We start from the raw sequence: 17,142 nt of genomic DNA, 5'->3' as shown, positions 1-17,142 counted from the left end.
ACATGTTGAATATAAAGTCAACTTTAAATGAAAAATAACACAATAAATAAAAAAGAAATAGAAAAATTTTCTAAAATTGCTGAAGAATGGTGGGATCCTGAAGGTAAATTTAAACCATTGCATAAATTTAACCCAATTAGAATTTCATACATAAAAGAAAATGTTATTAAGACATTTAAGCTTGATTATAATAAGACACCCCTTAAAAATATCAAAATTTTAGATGTAGGATGTGGTGGGGGTTTATTATCAGAACCAATGTGCAGGTTGGGTGCTAAGGTGACCGGCATTGATGCATCTGATAAGAATATCAAAGTTGCAAAACTCCATTCAGAAAAAAATAATCTTCAAATAGATTATTTTTGCTCATCCCCAGAAAAATTTAATACAAAAGATAAATTCGATGTAATCTTAAATATGGAAATTGTAGAACATGTTGAGGATGTGAATTTTTTTTTAAAATCCTGCTGTAAACTTTTAAAAAAAAATGGACTTATGTTTGTTGCAACTTTAAACAAAACATTAAAATCTTATATTTTTGCAATAGTAGGAGCTGAATATGTATTGCGTTGGCTTCCAATAGGGACACATGAATGGGAAAAGTTTATAAAACCTGAGGAATTAATTTCAATACTTAAAAAAAATGATCTAACATTAGACAAGATAGATGGAATGAATTTTAATTTATTAAAGAATAAGTGGAGTGTAGGTAATGATAAATCTGTAAATTACATTGCTAAATTTATTAAAAATTAATTGTTTTCTTTCTCAAACCATGGAACCATCTGGGCATCAATGCCCTCCTCTTTAAGTTCTTTTAAGTCTTGTTTTGAAGCAGTGCCGTAGATGCCTTTATCTTTTTTCTTATTGTTATAATGTATTGATCTTGCCTCATAAGCAAAGTTTTCACCAACATAATCAAAGTTTTTCTTAATAAATTTTTGATATTCATTTATAGTTTTCTTTATTTTTTGATATTTAATTAGATCTTTTTTTTCATTTTTATGTTTAAAACTCTCACTAATTAATTTTGGTGCCATCAAATTTTTTTCTACTTTTAGAGATCCACAACTATGACAATTGATCAACTTTTGCTTTTTAAGCTTATCGTATTCTTTTGAAGATGCAAACCAGCTGTCGAAGGTTAGTTCGCACTTTTTGCATATTAAATTATATTTAATCATAATGCTTATTTAATTACTATTATACAAAATTTCAATGTAGCTAACTTCTGTAATCTGAATTAATTTTGATATATTCGTTGGTTAAATCCATAGTGTAAACTGTAAAACTTTTTTTTCCATTTCCAATATCAACACTAAGATTAATATCTAGGCCCTTCATATATTTTGCGGCTTCAATCTCATCGTACTGATTATGAATTTTACCTTTACTTACGATTACCAAATCACCAAATTTTATTGATAATTTATTTAAATTTATATCAACATCGGATTTTCCAATTGCCATAATTATTCTACCCCAATTTGGGTCCTCGCCTGCAATTGCAGTTTTTACTAATGGAGAATTAGCAATCGAAAAACCAATCTTTTTTGCATCATGCTCAGATTTAGAGTTTAACACATTTATTGTTATAAATTTTGAGGCTCCTTCTCCATCGGCCACCACTCTTTTCGCAAGATTTAACAATAGACTGTTCAGGGCCTCATCAAATGACTTAATCTTTTTATCATTAATTGTTTTTATTGGAGTGTTCTTTGCTTTTCCTGTAGAGAAAATTGAAATCATATCATTAGTACTGGTATCGCTATCACACGAAATAGCATTAAAAGTATTCTCAATATTTTTTTTTAGAAGCTTTTTTAGTACATCATTAGAAATATCAGCATCAGTGAAAACATACGCTAGTGTGGTTGCCATATTTGGTTGTATCATGCCGGAACCTTTTGCTACTCCATAAATCTTAATAGCTGTACTTCCAATTTTACATTCCTCCATTGCTATTTTTGGCTGTGTGTCAGTTGTCATTATTGATAGAGCAACTTTCATCCAAATATATTTGTTTTGAGTATATTTAATATTTTTTATGAGTTCTGGAATTTTTGACCTAATTTTTTCTTCAGGAAATTTTTCCCCAATTGTTCCGGTACACCCAAAAATAAGATTCTTTGGTTTAATTATTTTAGGATCGTTTTCATCTTCTTTTTGTTTTTCTGTTAATTGTTTTGAAATTAAGTCTGCTAGATGCTGCATACTTTTATAACCTTGCTCTCCTGTAAATGAGTTTGCATTTCTAGTATTGACTATAAGTGAAAAAATTTTTTGAGTTTTTTGACTTAAATTCCATTTAATATTTTCTGACAAAATTTTAGACTGTGTATAAAGTGATGCAAAATTTGCACCATCACGAAAGTAGAACATTGCTAAATCATCTCTTTTAGAATTGTATAAATTAGCACTAACTGAAGATATTGCTAAACCATCTAGGTGATCAAGGTCTTGGTATTGCCCCATTTTTCGATCATGAGATTTTGAGGTTAAAAAATTTGATAAATTAATACGCATGATATTTAAAATTTCAGTTAAATAACTATATTAAAAGTTGTAATTAAAATGTATATCAAAAACTAATGTTTAATCCTCTAAACTTTATTTCAAAATTTATTAAATCTGGCAATAAAAAAGAGCTAGATAGGATTGGTAAAATAGTAGACCAAATCAATCTTTTAGAGGAAAATATAAAAAGACTTAATGATAAAGAGTTTCCTGAGAAAACGATTAAATTAAAAGAGAAAATTCAAAAAGGAGCCTCCCTAAACGAAATTTTACCTGAAGCTTTTGCTTTAGTAAGAGAAGCCTCTTTAAGATCGAGAAATGAGAGACATTTCGATGTTCAAATAATTGGTGGAGTTGTTCTACATGAAAATAAGATAGCAGAAATGAGAACTGGAGAAGGTAAAACTCTTACGATTGCTCTAGCTGCATATTTAAATGCTTTGGAAGGAAAAGGAGTTCATATTGTTACAGTAAATGACTATCTGGCGAAAAGAGACTCTTTGGAGATGGGAAAAATTTTTAGTTTTTTGGGCTTAACATCGGGCTATATAAATAATGATCAAAACGATGAGGAAAGAAAGAAAAATTATGATTGCGATATTACTTACGCAACGAACAGTGAATTAGGATTTGATTATCTTCGAGATAATATGAAATATTCAAAAGATGAAATGGTTCAAAGAGGACACCATTTTGCAATAGTTGATGAAATAGACTCTTGTCTAATTGATGAAGCAAGAACTCCTTTGGTAATTTCAGGGGCTGCAGAAGATAAAACTAATCAATATATTGCAGTAGACAAAGTAATAAAACTACTTAATAAAAATGATTTTGAGGTTGATGAAAAAGACAGGAATATTTTATTAACTAATGAAGGTATTAACCATATTGAAAGTTTATTTTCTAATGCAGGAGTTTTAAAAAACAATAATTTTTATGATCCAGAAAATCTTGATTTAGTTCATTTTGTGAATCAGTCCTTAAAAGCAAATCATCTATTTAAAAAAGATAAAGATTACCTCGTTAAAGATAACAGCATCAAAATTGTGGATGAATTGACAGGTCGAATATTAGAGGGCAGAAGATTTGGTGATGGTCTCCACCAAGCTATTGAGGCTAAGGAAAAAATTGAGATACAGGCGGAAAATCAAACGTTAGCTTCTATCACTTATCAGAATTATTTTAAACTTTATAAAAAGATATCGGGATGTACAGGTACAGCCGCTACAGAGTCTGAGGAGTTTTTTGAAATCTATAATCTGAATGTAATTGTAATTCCAACTAATAAAGAGATGATAAGAAAAGATTTCAATGATCAAATTTTTCGAACAGAAGCAGAAAAAAATGATGCGATCATTAAAAAAATTAAAGATTGCCACGAAAACAGCCAACCTCTTTTAGTCTTCACGTCTAGCGTAAGTAAATCTGAGATATATTCCAAATTACTTACACAAGAAAAGATTAAGCACACCGTATTGAATGCTAAGAATCATGAAAATGAGGCAGAGATTATAGCTAATGCAGGAAAAGCCAAATCAGTGATAATTACAACAAGCATTTCTGGTAGAGGTGTAGATATCCAGTTAGGTGGAAAAAAAGGATCAATTGAGGACAATCAACTCAAAAAAAATAAAGATTATATTAAATCTATAGGAGGTTTATTTGTTATTGGAACTGAAAGAATGGAGTCTAGGAGAGTAGACAATCAGGCAAGAGGAAGATCGGGTAGACAAGGAGATGAAGGAAGCTCTATTTTTTATGTAAGTTTAGAGGATGATCTTATGAGAATTTTTGGATCCGAGTCTATGAACAATATTCTTCAAAAACTTGGCTTGAAAGATGGTGAAAGTATAGATCACCCATGGATAAATAAGGCGCTAGAGAGAGCACAACAAAAAGTTGAGGCACGAAATTTTGATATTAGAAAAACCCTTATAAAATTTGACAATGTTTTAAATGATCAAAGACATGTGATATTTTCACAAAGAAAAGATGCTATGGATAGTGAAAAAATTTTTGATTATTCAGATAATTTTTTATCAGAAATAGTGGACAACATAATAAGCCTAAAAATTCAAAAATTATCGAATCCTAAAAATAATGAGTTTAGTAATAGATTAAAAACTATTTTCGGAAAAAGTCTAAACGATAATGAATATGATGAATTAATATCTTTAAGCGACGCAAAACTAAGAGAGAAAATTTTTGAAAAATTCAAATTTGCTAGAGAAGAGAGGTCTAAAATTCTTGGGGTAAATCAATCAAAAGAATTAGAAAAAAGAATTCTCTTACAATCCATTGATTTTAATTGGAAATCTCACATTCAATATTTAGAACAATTAAGACAAGTTGTTGGTCTTAGATCATATGGACAAAGAGATCCTCTTATAGAATATAAAAAAGAAGCTTTTGATTTATTCTCTAATTTATTAGACAAATTAAAATTAGATTATGTAAAAATATTGATGAATCTTAAAGTTTATAATGAACCAACTGAAGAAATAAACCAGAGACAATTAAAAGAAAAATTTAAAAACCTTAACAAAAAAACGAGTAGAAATGATCCTTGTCCATGTGGATCTGGTAAAAAATTCAAGAAATGTTGTGGAGCTCTATAAAATAAATAAAGTCAGAGCAGCTATGATAACTATCGTTGCTACAGCTATTGCAATATTTTTTTTGGATTTAATTATTTCTTTAAAATCTAATCCAGAAGTTTGAATTGCACTTAGGCTTTCTGGACTAGATACAAATCCTTTACTTCTTCCAATTTTTAAGAATTTATCTTTTCTATGATTAAGAATTTCTTCAGAAGTTAAGGTTTTAAAAAAATCTAAATTTTGAGAAATAGAATTCCTTATATTTTCAAGAATTATATCTCTGTCTCTATGAGCGCCACCTAAGGGTTCTGGAATTATTTCATCAATAATATTTAGCTCCAATAAATCTTTAGCAGATAACTTCATTGCTTTTGCAGCATCCAGCATTTTTTTTGGATCTCTCCACAATATAGTTGCACATCCCTCAGGTGATATTACTGAATAAATTGCATTCTCAAGCATTAAAACTTTATTTGATGATGCAAGAGCTATTGCTCCACCTGAACCACCTTCACCTATCACTATAGCTAAAGTTGGGACTTTGAGTTTCATACAACACTCGATTGACTTGGCGATTGCTTCTGCTTGTCCTCTTTCCTCTGCCCCCACTCCTGGATATGCACCAGGAGTATCAATAAAAGATATAATTGGAATATTAAACCTATCTGCTAGTTCCATTAGTCTAATAGTTTTTCTATAACCCTCTGGTCTCATCATGCCAAAGTTTCTCTCAATTCTAGCTTCTAAATTTTCACCCTTTTCTTGACCAATTACTAATACTGATTGACCTTTAAATTTTGCAAAGCCTGAAATAACCGATTTGTCTTCTCCATAATATCTATCACCCTCTAATGGGATAAAATCTTCAAACAAGTTATCAATAAAAAACTTAGATTTAGGTCTATCCTCGTGCCTTGCAACTAATGTAATTTGCCAGGGATCTAAATTCTCATAAATATTTCTTAGCTTCTCATCTATTTCTTCCTGAGTTTTAGAAATTTTTTTTGTATCGACTTCTGTCAACCCTTCTTGATTAAAAGGATCTTTTAATTTTTCTAATTCATTTTCAAGATTTTTTATATCTGTTTCAAAATTTAAATAATTTTTCATATTAATATGATTATACTTATATAAGAAAAATGACAATAAAATGTCTATGATACTATTATGTATTTGACTTAAACAAACTAGGGTTTAAATATTTCCAGATGACATCAAAATATCATTCTATTGGCAATCTTAAGGTATCAGAAGAATTATTACATTTCGTAAATAATGAGTTATTTAATGGCACTGATATTTCCCCAGAAAAATTCTGGAAAGATTTTGACAAAGCAGTTCATGAACTAGCTCCTAAAAATAAAGAACTGATTGTTTTTAGAGAAACACTTCAAAAAAAAATTGATAAATGGCACATTGATAACAAAGGAAAAGACATTCAAATTAAAGAATACAAAAATTTTTTAAAAGAAATAGGCTATTTAAAAGATGAAGGTCCTGATTTTAAAATTGAAACAAGTGATATTGACGAAGAGATCGCTACAATAGCTGGACCTCAATTAGTTGTTCCAATTATGAATGCTCGTTACGCTTTGAATGCTGCTAATGCAAGATGGATGAGTTTGTACGATAGTTTGTATGGTACTGATGCAATCGAAGCATCTGAAGATAGCACGTCAGAAAGATATGATCCGGAACGAGGAGAGATTGTAATTAAGTATGGTAGGGAATTTTTAGATAAATATTTTGCTTTAAAGGATTTTAGCTGGAAAAAAATAACTGGAATTGCAATTCAAGATAAAAATTTAAAAATTTTAAAAGGTATTGATGTGACAACTTTGAAAGATGCAAGTAAATTTATTGGTCATCGAGGTGAAGCAGATAACCCATCCGCAATAATATTAAAAAATAATAACCTTCATATTGAAATACTTAAAAATCCAAGAGCTTTTAGTGCTCAGCAGGATCATGCAGGAATAAGTGACATAATACTAGAATCTGCAGTTTCAACAATATGTGATAATGAAGACAGCGTTGCAGCAGTGGACGCTCAAGATAAAGTGAGCTGTTATAGAAATTGGCTTGGATTAATGAAGGGTGATCTAGTCACACGGTTTGAAAAAGAGGGAAAAACATTAGAGAGAAAACTGAATCCAAACAGAAGTTACATTTCAAAAGAAGGAAAAGGATTAAAATTACATGGTAGAAGTCTTTTATTAATTAGAAATGTTGGTCATTTGATGACTAATCCCTCTATAATATTGAAAGATGGAAGTGAAATTCCAGAGGGATTGATGGATGCTTTTATAACAACTGCAGCAGCTCTTCAGGATATTAAAAAAAAAGGAAATTCAAGAACTGGTTCGATATATATTGTAAAACCAAAGATGCATGGTCCAGACGAAACAGCATTTACAAATGAAATCTTTACTAAAGTTGAAGAGATACTTAAATTAAAAAAATACACCTGTAAAATTGGAATTATGGACGAAGAAAGAAGAACGTCATCAAATCTTAAGGAGTGTATCAGAACCTTAAAACATAGAGTTTTCTTTATTAATACTGGTTTCCTTGATCGTACAGGTGATGAAATGCACACATCAATGGAAGCAGGACCAATGATTAAAAAGGGTGATATGAAATCCTCAAAATGGATTGGGGCTTATGAAAATAACAATGTTGATATAGGTTTAGCCTGTGGCTTTTCAGGTAAAGCTCAAATAGGTAAAGGAATGTGGGCTATGCCTGATAAGATGAAAGATATGTTAGATCAAAAAACTGGTCATCTTAAAGCGGGAGCAAATTGTGCGTGGGTTCCGTCTCCAACTGCGGCAGCTCTTCATGCTTTACATTATCATGAAATTAATATTTTTGATGTTCAAAAAAAATTAGCCAAAAGAGAAAAGGCAAATATTGATGATCTACTTACTATTCCTATTGCAGACAGACCGAATTGGTCAGTTGATGAAATTAATAGAGAAATCTCAAATTCTGCTCAGACATTACTTGGTTACGTTGTAAGATGGATTGATCAAGGTATAGGTTGTTCTAAAGTACCAGACATAAACAATGTTGGGTTGATGGAAGACAGGGCAACCTTAAGGATTTCTTCTCAACATATTGCAAACTGGGTACATCACGGTGTTACAACAAAGATACAAGTCATAGAAATAATGAAAGAAATGGCAAAGATTGTGGACAAACAAAATGAGAATGATCGAAATTATATTAAAATGAGCACTGATTATGATAGGTCCATAGCATTTCAAACTGCATGTGAACTTATTTTTAAAGGAAAAGATCAACCTTCAGGATACACGGAGCCACTATTACATTTAAATCGATTAAAAAAAAAATTAACTTGAATTAGAGTTTAATTTAGATCTATTTTTAAAAGCAGAAAGCAAAGTACCATCATCAAGACTCTCTATTTCGCCACCAACTGGCAGACCTTGCGCTAATTTTGTAATCTTAGCATTTGTATCTTTTAAACTATCTTGTATATAAAATGCCGTTGTTTGACCTTCTACTGTTGCACTAGTTGCTAAAATAACTTCATCAATTTTCTCTTTCTTTACTCTTTCAATCAAAGAATTGATTAATAAATCTTCTTTTTTATTACCAGCAGATGATATCGTTCCACCTAAAATATGAAAATAACCCTGAAAAATATTTGAATTTTCTATCGACCACTGATCAGCAATATCTTCAACTACACAAATTTTTGTAAATTTATTTTTTGTATTCTCACAATTTGAACATCCGGCTAAATTAGACTTTAAGGTGCCACATAAATTACATCTCACAACATTTTTATAAACTTGAGCCAAAGTATTCGCCAACGGCTTTACAAGCTCATTTCTATTATTTACTAATTTTAAAACAATTCTTTTTGCAGATTTAGGTCCCAGACCTGGTAATTTTGATATCAACTTAATAAGTTCTTCTATCTCTGAGATATTTTGCATTTACTATAGTGGCCACTTAAATCCAGGTATCCCAAGCCCACCTGTTGCTTTTGAAATTTCTTCAGCTGTTTTTGTTTTAAGTTGTGACTTAGCGCTATTATGAGCAGCAACTATTAAATCTTCTATTATAGTTTTATCTTCTTTCATGATTTCCTCTGATAATTTGATTGATTGCATCTCTCCCTCTCCATCAAGAATTACTTTTACTGAATTTGAACCTGAAACTCCCTCAACTCTGATTTCCTTAATTTTTTTTTGACTTTCTTTCATTTTAGACTCAAGTTCTTTTGCTTTATCTAAAATTTTTGTAAAATCAGTCATGAGGCTCATCCTCTTTATTTAAATTAACATCAATTAATTCTGCGTCAGGAAAATTTTTTATTACATCTTTATAAGTTTTTGAACTTTTTATTTCTTCTATTAAAGATTTCTTTATTTCTTGTCTTTTTTCTTTCATTGAAACGTCACCTTTTAATTGACTAAATGAAATCATCCATCTCTCACCTGTCCATTCAAAAAGTTTTGAGGAAAGTTCTTTAACAAAATTTTTATCTAAATTTTCATTAAAAGATATCTCAATTATATTTTTTTCAAATTTTACAAGATTAACGTTTTTTTCCAATTCATACTTAAGTTTAATTTCTTTTTTATCAACACAAGTCTGTATTAACTTTTCCAAGTTATTAATAAATATTTTTTTTTCAGATTTAATTTCTTTATGAATTTCTGGTTTACTTTTTTCTTCTTGATAAATATTCTTAATTTGATTTATTGGTTTTGATTGATCATAAATTTCTTTATCTATAACTGGATTTTCGCTTAAAGAATTTATATCTGTATTTTTCTCCAATTTTATCGAACTTAAATATATCAGCCTTAACAAAAACATCTCCATTGATAAATGTTGATTTGAAACTATAACGAGTTCATCAAGAGTCGATATTGTAAATTGCCAAAATAAAATCAATACGCTCGGATCAAGATTTTTATTTAAATCTTTGATCCTTTGAAATTCTTGGTCATTTAATGAGAAATTTGTGCTTTCTAATGTTAATGACTTAATATTTTTAAAGTAATAAAGTAATTCTAAGAAATCATTGATAAAGATTTTTGGCTCAACACCTTGGTCATAAATTTTTCTATAAATCTCTATAACTTTAATCTCATCTCCGTTAAGAATAAATTCAAATAAATCGATTAATTGTGATTTATCAAAAAAACCAAAAATTTTTTGTGCTGTTTTTAAATCTAATTCAGTTTTAGAATCTAAAGTTAACAATGCTCTATCTAATAAGGATAGTGCATCTCTTACTGAACCTTCCGAAATTTTTACTATTAATTTTAATGCATCATCAGTGATTTTGCCTCCCTCTTTATCTTTAATATTTTTGATATAATTGAATAATTCAGACGATTTAATTCTTGATAAATCAAATCTTTGACATCTTGATATAACTGTAACTGGAATCTTTTTTATTTCAGTTGTTGCAAAAATAAACTTTAGATATTCTGGTGGTTCTTCTAAAGTTTTTAAAAGGGCATTAAATGCTTGTTTGCTCAACATATGAACCTCATCAATTATAAAAATTTTATACTTTGATGAAGTTGGTCCATATCTAGAAAACTCAATTAATTCTCTAACATCGTCTACACCGGTTCTGCTCGCAGCATCCATTTCTAAAACATCAATATGATTAGAATTAGTTATCGCCTGACAATTATCACATTTATTTTGACAATTTTTTTGAATTCCATTTTTACAATTAAGTGCCTTAGCAACTATTCTTGCTATAGTGGTTTTTCCAACTCCTCTAATTCCAGTGAATAAATATGCATTAGGAACTTTATTAGCCACTATTGAATTTGTTATAGTTTCTGCAACTACATCTTGACCAATAAGATCATCAAAATTTTGTGGTCTATATTTAAGTGCTAATACTTTTGTATCATTGCTCATATTTACGAGGAGACTAGAACCTGAAAAACTGTCTTTACGACTGCTTCCGTTAAGATCTGGTCGGGTTCAAGCAGCATCCACCTCTAGCCTCCAAAACTATTATAACAGTAATAATTTCTTATCTACAAGAAAAGTTATTTATTTATTTCTCTCTGTTTGTCAGCTTCAAAAACACCTAGGACGTGAAAATCTTGGCAATGTAATCCTAAATCTTCAAGTGATTTTTGTACTCTTGGCTCTTCAATATGACCATCTAAATCACATAAAAAGAAAAAAGAGTCGAAAGAATTTTTTTCAGGATAACTCTGCAACTTTGTTAGATTTACTCCATTAATAGCAAACCCACCTAAAGATTGATACAGGGCTGCAGGTTTACTTTTTAATTTAAATAAAAAAGAAGTAATATATTTTTTTCCACTAAATTCAGGTTGTAATATTTTTTTACCCATAACAAGAAATCTTGTTAAATTTCCTTTCTCATTCTCAATATTGTTTTTTATAATTTCTAAATTATATGTTTTAGCACTTAATGAAGAGGCTATTGCAGCTTTAGATTTATCTTTGCTTATTGAAACCATCTCTGCAGATCCAGCCGTGTCAGCTCTTACATGTTCAGTGAGATTATTAGATTTTATAAATTTTGAACATTGTGAAAGTGCTTGGGCATGAGAATAAACATCTTTGATCTCTGAAACTTTAGTTCCAGGTATCCCCAATAAATTATGTTCTATTTTTTGAAAATACTCTGCATAAATGTTTAGTCTGTATTCAAATATTAAATATTCAATTCCAATGTTACCAGTAATTCTATTAGACTCTGGAATTATAATTTTTGAATTTGTATCTTTTGATGCTTGGACAAAACAATCATCAAAAGTTTTACAAGGCACAACTTCAGCTTTAGGATCAATGGATAAAGCAGCTAAGTGTGAATAAGCTCCAAAAGTTCCTTGAAAATAAATTTTACTCATTAAGACTTATATTCCATAATTTTTTTTATAGCCATAAAATCCTCTTCAGTATCTACTCCAATTGGTGATGATTTTGCAAGAGCTACGTTAATATTTATATTATTATCTAATGCTCTTAACTGCTCTAATCTATTTTTAATTTCGTTTTGAGACTGTTTAAAAGAAATAAATTTTTTCAAGATTTCTACATTATAACAGTAAATTCCTAAATGATGATAAGTCTGACTATTTTCATTGTCTAATTTTCTCATAAAATTTAATGCTCGAGGAAATTTTGTATGATCTAAACTTTCTTCTGTAATTACTTTAACAATATTATGATTTTCAAAAATTTTTTTATCATTGATTTTTGCTGCCAAGGTTCCCAAATCACGCTTGGTCTTAATCATGTTGCTATTTAAATTTTGAATATCCTCAACATTCATCAATGGTTCGTCGCCCTGTAGATTCATCACTAATTCTGCATCTTTTCTACCTAGCTTAACCAATGCTTCGTAAATTCTATCAGTTCCTGATTTATGATTATTACTTGTTAGAATTGCTTCTCCACCATTCTTTCTTACATCTTCTACAATTTCTTGATCTTCTGCAGCAACAAATACCTCTCCAATATCAGCCTGTAGAGCAGTTTTGTAAACATGAGAAATAATAGATAATCCATTAATTTTCAGCAAAGGTTTGCCAGGTAATCTTGATGCTGATAACCTAGAAGGAATTATAACTAATGTCTTCATTTTTCTTTCAATTTTTCATTACAATATAAATAGAGGCAAAAATGTACATTAAAAATATAAGCAATTTTATATTTATAGTGCTATATGTTCAAAATAATTTTAAGAAATGGATTCTTTCGAGCTAAATAAAATAATAGCTGCAATATTAATGGTAGCACTTCTAATAATAGGTATTGGAAAGCTTTCAAATGTTATCTTTCATGTTGAAAAGCCTGAAACACCTGGTTACTCAGTTGAGGTAGAGCAGACTACTGTTGCAAGTTCGGAAACAAGTTCACAAGCAACCGAAGATAAAATTGATATCGCTGCACTAATCGCTATGGGAGATATTGCCACTGGAGAAAAGGTTTTTAAAAAATGTGCTGCATGTCACTCTATTGTAAAAGGTGGAAAAAATAATATTGGTCCAGCATTGTATAATGTCGTTGGTAGAGATGTGGGTGCTGTAAGTGATTATAAATATTCTAAAGCTCTTGCAGCCTACGGAAAAGCCTGGACTTTTGAAGAACTTAACGGATACCTAGTTAAACCAGCTAAATGGATTAAAGGAACAAAAATGGCTTTCGCTGGGTTAAGAAAAGAAAAAGATAGAGCCTCTGTTATTTTGTACTTAAATCAAAATTCAGATAATCCATTGCCATTACCTTAATTTTCCAAAACAATAAAGTAATATAGATTTTTGAACATGGACCCTGTTAAGAGCTTGTTGCCATACTTTTGATTGTTTGCTCAAGAAAACATTATCATCTACCTCTTTACCTCTAGGCAAGCAATGAAGAAAAATGCAATCTTTTTTTGCAAAGCTCATTAATTTTTTATTTATCTTAAATTTTTTAAATTGATTCAATTTTTTTGATTTATTCACTTTATCATTCATAGAAATTACTTTATCCGAAAAAATAACATCTGCTCCTTTTGCTGCTTTATTTGCATCATTAAAAAAGTGGATTTTATTTTTATTATCTTCAATATATCTAATTATTTTTTTACTTGGTTTATATTTTTTTGGACATCCAATACTCAGTTTGAATGAAAACTTTATTGAGGCAGCAATTAAGGAATTTAAAACATTATTAGAGTCACCTATCCAAGTAATATTCAAGGTTGATATTGTTTTTTTTTTAATTTCCTCCACAGTAAAAATATCTGATAAAATTTGGGTAGGATGGGAACTAGGGCTTAAGCCATTTATAATAGGTATAGATAAATATTTTTTAAATTCCTCTAGTTTTTCATCACTATCGGTTCTAAGCATAAAAGCGTTTCCAAAATTAGATAAAATTTTAGCTGTGTCTTGAATGCTTTCTCCACCCTTTGACAAATGAAGTTCATCTGGTCTAAGTGTTAAGGTGCTACCACCCAGTTGCTTAATTGCTAAATAAAAACTCAATCTAGTTCTCAGGCTAGATTTTTCAAACATTTGTATTAATAACTTTCCTTTTAAGGGTGCCCCTTTGTCAATCTGAAGATTATCTAATTTTTTTCTCCATTTTTTTCGTCTTTTTGCATCAATAAGAATTTTTTTTAAGTCACTTACGGGAATATCTTTTAAGTTTATAAAATTTTTCATTCTAATTAAGTTCTTTACAAACTTTATTTATAATTTTTAAAGAAAGATCCAGATCACTTTTTTTCACATTTAACGGAGGAAGTATACGAATAACATTTTCTGAAGCTCTTATTGTGAGCAATCTATTTTCCATGAGTTTTTTTATAAAAGTTGTTTGATCTTTATGTAATTGAATTCCTATTAGGAAACCTTTTCCTCTTATACTCTTAATTATATGTGGATATATCTCTTGAATATTTTTTAATTCAATAAGAAAATATTTTGATAGATTTTCAACATTTTTCAAAAATTTTTTACTTGAAACTATATCCATTACTGTATTCCCAACAGCCATAGCCAGAGGGTTACCACCAAAAGTGGAACCATGGGTTCCGGGTACCATTCCAGAGGCAACTTTTTTATTCATTAAAACAGCGCCTAGTGGAAATCCACCACCTATTCCCTTTGCGATTGGAACAATATCAGGTTTAATCTTTGACTTTTCAAATGAAAAAAAGCTTCCTGTTCTTGAGATTCCACACTGCACTTCATCTAAAATCAATAATATTTTTTTCTTATTACATAATTTTCTTAATTCTTTTAAACACCAGTCTGGAATTACTTTAATCCCTCCTTCACCCATGATTGGTTCAATCATTATGGCTGCAGTTTTTTTTGTAATCTTTTTTTTGAGCGATTTGTGGTCTCCAAATCTAAAATGATCAAATCCTGATATTTTTGGGCCAAATCCCTCTGTCATTTTTTTAGATCCACTGGCATAAATTGCAGCTAAAGTTCTTCCATGAAATGAGTTTTTTACACATAAAATTCTATTTTTATCTGGTTTTCCAATAGAATAAAAATATCTTCTAGCCACTTTAATTGCTGCCTCTGTAGCTTCTGCTCCACTATTTTGAAACATTACAAAATCTGCAAATGTTTTTTGGCATATTTTTTTAGCCAATTTTTCTCCCTCAGGGATTTGAAAAGCATTTGAAACATGCCAAAGTTTTTTTGATTGACTATTTATTGTTTTTATTAGTTTTGGATGTGCGTGTCCTAGAGAATTAACTGCTATACCTTGAACAAAATCTAAATACTTTTTATTATCTTTTGTGTATAGGTAGCTTCCCTTTCCATACTTAAAAGAGATTTTTTTTCTATTATAATTTTTTGCTAAATAGGTCATAAAATTTATTAATATACTTCTATATTTAAAGATTTCATTGATACAAGTCAGGATTGAAATTTTTTTTCATTTTTTTGTTAATAACTGTAAATATCAGCTTGTTATTATCTTATTAAAACCCCTATATAGTATTACATATTTTAATTAACACATTATGTAGTTTTAAATGAGTTGGACTGAAGAAAAAGTTGAAAAATTGAGAGAGCTTTGGGGTAAAGGCAATACTGCAAGTCAAATTGCAGAGATAATAGGTGGAATAAGTCGTAATGCAGTTATTGGGAAAGCTCATAGATTAAATCTTTCTGCTAAAATTAAGACCAGATCTTCAAGTATTAATCAGAACTCAAAACAATATCAGGGAAGTAACAAAATTAAAACGGGCAAAGGTAGAAAAAATAGATTTAAATCTTTAATAATTGAGAAAGATTTTGAGCCAGAAAATCCAAAACAACTGGAGGAGCTAAATGATAATTCATGCAAATGGCCTATTGGTCATCCTGATGAAAAATCTTTTTATTTTTGTGGAAGAACATCTTTAAAAGATTTTTCTTATTGTAAACTTCATTTGCTTTATGCTTATCAACCAAAAGGTAAAAAAGAAGATAGCAATGATAAAGAAGTTATCCATGAATATGTTGAAAAGAAAATTCAAACTGGCTAATTAGATATTATTTTTTTTTACATTTTCAGATTCATATTTTTTAGTCGAAAATTGTCCACCATCCCTCCACATAAAAGCATATTTCTCTACTTCCTCTTTAAATTTTAGCTTACTAGGTAAACCTAAATCAAAATTAGTTTTGTATTTACCTGAGGGGACATTATCATATTTTAATAATCTAAGTTGATCTTCAGTGAGAAGTGGCTTAGGAAGTAATTGAAATAATTTGGCAGACAATTTAGCTAATGTTAATGGAAAGGGTATTAATAATCTTTTTTTATTAATCAAATTTAAGAGTATTTCTAAAATCTCTTTAAAAGTTAATTTTTCAGGACCAACGCATTCAATTATTTGCGACTCTGAGCCTTCGGAGATTATATGATAAATTATATCAGTTAAATCTGAACAATGTATCGGCATGAAACTTGTTTTTCCCGAGTAATATAATGGAAAAACTGGAAGTCTGCTCAATAAGGTCATGAATTGAGTGCTAAAATTGTCAGAATTTGAGAAAATTATAGATGGTCTCAAAATTGTACTTTTTGAAAAATTGTCTAAAATATTTTTTTCACCTTCAAGTTTTGAGATTGCATATTTAGAATCTACCGCTTCATTTACTCCCAATGCAGAAACATGAATAAAATTATCTAAATTATGTTTTTTACAAAGTTTGGCTATTAACTTTGGAAAAATTGTATGAATATTTTTGAAAGTATTTCCTCTTTTTTTTTCAAACAAAATACCTATTAAATTTATACAGCAATCTGCTTCAATAAATAATTTTTCTATCTTTTTTTCTTCAAAAACGTTTGCTTCTACAATATCTATATACCCCGCATTTGCTTGTGTTTTTATTTTTAGACCTTTTTGATGAATATTTCTCGTTACTACTGTAACCTTAATGTTATTTTTTGTCAGTTTTCTAATTAGAGAACTTCCAATTTGACCACTTCCACCAAATATTAGACAATTTTTTGCATTCATATATATATGTTA

General features: G+C 29.4%; 16 protein-coding genes. 5 read left to right on the top strand and 11 right to left on the bottom strand.

The window, feature by feature from the left end; translation table 11 throughout:
- Nucleotides 1–27 precede the first annotated feature (27 nt).
- Entirely contained in the window at nt 28–756 is a 729-nt protein-coding gene (gene ubiG, locus B5L73_RS01320) for a bifunctional 2-polyprenyl-6-hydroxyphenol methylase/3-demethylubiquinol 3-O-methyltransferase UbiG (protein WP_085147031.1), read from the top strand.
- On the opposite strand, the gene B5L73_RS01315 is transcribed toward ubiG, so the two are convergent.
- Nucleotides 753–1,184 carry a DUF1178 family protein gene (locus B5L73_RS01315; protein ID WP_085147029.1) on the bottom strand — a complete coding sequence of 144 codons (432 nt, stop codon included), beginning with the start codon at nt 1,182–1,184 and terminating at the stop codon, nt 753–755. The two genes, ubiG and B5L73_RS01315, sit on opposite strands and share 4 nt — an antisense overlap.
- A 40-nt stretch (nt 1,185–1,224) precedes the next feature.
- Complete coding sequence (argJ, locus tag B5L73_RS01310) at nt 1,225–2,526, bottom strand: bifunctional glutamate N-acetyltransferase/amino-acid acetyltransferase ArgJ (RefSeq protein ID WP_085147027.1); 1,302 nt, start codon at nt 2,524–2,526, stop codon at nt 1,225–1,227.
- 65 nt (nt 2,527–2,591) lie between these two features.
- Between argJ and secA the strand changes: the two genes are divergently transcribed.
- Complete coding sequence (gene secA / locus B5L73_RS01305; protein ID WP_085147025.1) at nt 2,592–5,135, top strand: preprotein translocase subunit SecA; 2,544 nt, start codon at nt 2,592–2,594, stop codon at nt 5,133–5,135.
- Here secA and B5L73_RS01300 read toward each other — a convergent pair.
- Nucleotides 5,130–6,227 carry an acetyl-CoA carboxylase carboxyltransferase subunit alpha gene (locus B5L73_RS01300; protein WP_085147023.1) on the bottom strand — a complete coding sequence of 366 codons (1,098 nt, stop codon included), beginning with the start codon at nt 6,225–6,227 and terminating at the stop codon, nt 5,130–5,132. The two genes, secA and B5L73_RS01300, sit on opposite strands and share 6 nt — an antisense overlap.
- Before the next feature lie 98 nt (nt 6,228–6,325).
- Between B5L73_RS01300 and B5L73_RS01295 the strand changes: the two genes are divergently transcribed.
- Entirely contained in the window at nt 6,326–8,482 is a 2,157-nt protein-coding gene (locus B5L73_RS01295; RefSeq protein ID WP_085147021.1) for a malate synthase G, read from the top strand.
- Here the strand turns inward: B5L73_RS01295 and recR are convergent.
- The 5 genes from recR to kdsB form a co-directional block, all read right to left on the bottom strand.
- On the bottom strand, nt 8,474–9,085 hold the full coding sequence (recR, locus tag B5L73_RS01290) for a recombination mediator RecR (protein ID WP_085147020.1): 612 nt from the start codon (nt 9,083–9,085) through the stop codon (nt 8,474–8,476). The two genes, B5L73_RS01295 and recR, sit on opposite strands and share 9 nt — an antisense overlap.
- Before the next feature lie 3 nt (nt 9,086–9,088).
- A complete protein-coding gene (locus B5L73_RS01285) occupies nt 9,089–9,406 on the bottom strand; it encodes a YbaB/EbfC family nucleoid-associated protein (protein ID WP_085147017.1) in 318 nt (105 codons plus the stop codon).
- Nucleotides 9,399–11,042, bottom strand: coding sequence for a DNA polymerase III subunit gamma/tau (dnaX, locus tag B5L73_RS01280; protein ID WP_085147014.1), 1,644 nt, complete (start codon nt 11,040–11,042; stop codon nt 9,399–9,401). Before dnaX ends, B5L73_RS01285 begins: the two co-directional genes overlap by 8 nt.
- Before the next feature lie 134 nt (nt 11,043–11,176).
- Nucleotides 11,177–12,013, bottom strand: coding sequence for a prephenate dehydratase domain-containing protein (locus B5L73_RS01275; protein WP_085147012.1), 837 nt, complete (start codon nt 12,011–12,013; stop codon nt 11,177–11,179).
- A complete protein-coding gene (gene kdsB / locus B5L73_RS01270; RefSeq protein WP_085147009.1) occupies nt 12,013–12,747 on the bottom strand; it encodes a 3-deoxy-manno-octulosonate cytidylyltransferase in 735 nt (244 codons plus the stop codon). Before kdsB ends, B5L73_RS01275 begins: the two co-directional genes overlap by 1 nt.
- Before the next feature lie 106 nt (nt 12,748–12,853).
- Between kdsB and B5L73_RS01265 the strand changes: the two genes are divergently transcribed.
- Complete coding sequence (locus tag B5L73_RS01265) at nt 12,854–13,396, top strand: c-type cytochrome (RefSeq protein ID WP_085147008.1); 543 nt, start codon at nt 12,854–12,856, stop codon at nt 13,394–13,396.
- On the opposite strand, the gene argF is transcribed toward B5L73_RS01265, so the two are convergent.
- Together argF and B5L73_RS01255 are read right to left on the bottom strand one after the other, a co-directional pair.
- Entirely contained in the window at nt 13,388–14,317 is a 930-nt protein-coding gene (gene argF / locus B5L73_RS01260; RefSeq protein ID WP_085147007.1) for an ornithine carbamoyltransferase, read from the bottom strand. The two genes, B5L73_RS01265 and argF, sit on opposite strands and share 9 nt — an antisense overlap.
- Nucleotide 14,318: 1 nt before the next feature.
- Nucleotides 14,319–15,485, bottom strand: a complete 1,167-nt coding sequence (locus B5L73_RS01255) for an aspartate aminotransferase family protein (protein WP_085147006.1) — start codon at nt 15,483–15,485, stop codon at nt 14,319–14,321.
- Nucleotides 15,486–15,651: 166 nt separating this feature from the next.
- Here B5L73_RS01255 and B5L73_RS01250 point away from each other — a divergent pair, with 166 nt between their 5' ends.
- The gene (locus B5L73_RS01250) at nt 15,652–16,146 is read left to right on the top strand and encodes a GcrA family cell cycle regulator (RefSeq protein WP_085147005.1); all 495 of its coding nucleotides are present in this window, start codon (nt 15,652–15,654) and stop codon (nt 16,144–16,146) included.
- Here B5L73_RS01250 and B5L73_RS01245 read toward each other — a convergent pair whose 3' ends face one another.
- On the bottom strand, nt 16,147–17,130 hold the full coding sequence (locus B5L73_RS01245; RefSeq protein ID WP_085147004.1) for a complex I NDUFA9 subunit family protein: 984 nt from the start codon (nt 17,128–17,130) through the stop codon (nt 16,147–16,149). It lies immediately after the preceding gene.
- Nucleotides 17,131–17,142: the final 12 nt, after the last annotated feature.

Source organism: Candidatus Pelagibacter sp. RS39 (genome assembly GCF_002101315.1).
GTDB lineage: Bacteria > Pseudomonadota > Alphaproteobacteria > Pelagibacterales > Pelagibacteraceae > Pelagibacter.
Note: the sequence above shows the minus strand (reverse complement) of the source record. Positions and strands in the feature narration are given on the sequence as shown.